This window comes from Treponema sp. R6D11 (assembly GCF_054786075.1).
Genome location: NZ_BDHD01001060.1, coordinates 1 through 399, shown reverse-complemented (window position 1 = coordinate 399; position 399 = coordinate 1). Strand labels below are relative to the sequence as shown.

General features: G+C 38.1%; 1 protein-coding gene. It reads left to right on the top strand.

The window, feature by feature from the left end; all coding sequences use genetic code 11:
* Positions 1-12: 12 nt before the first annotated feature.
* Positions 13-399: DUF4474 domain-containing protein (locus ACYVTD_RS17480; RefSeq protein WP_461248898.1), on the top strand; the 387-nt coding region annotated here is incomplete at its 3' end.

Below are 399 nucleotides of genomic sequence, written 5' to 3'. Positions count from 1 at the left end.
ATAGCGAACAAAATGATATTTAATATCCACGCGACAAAGTTTGAATTGTATGACGATAAGGTGCTGAGGCTGTGGAAAGGATGCTATATGGGCGCGGTCGGCGGAGAGATAGGCGTTTACGGAACGTCAGAAAAGATAACAAACTTAGAAATGAAAAATAAAGTAAATGAAACAATAAAGGAATTTTTAACATTAACCGGACAAACGCTCAAAGAAGACCTGACGAAACTATCTCTGGAAGAAATAAAAAACAAGCTTGTAAAGATTGCATTATTGGACAGGGAAATAAGACGTATTAATAGAAAGCCGATAAGCGAGCAGGTTCTCAACATCCTGCGTAATTTGCTGTTAACTACAACCGTGGTCATGTTTATACCGCAGGAAATAATGTTACTGGTG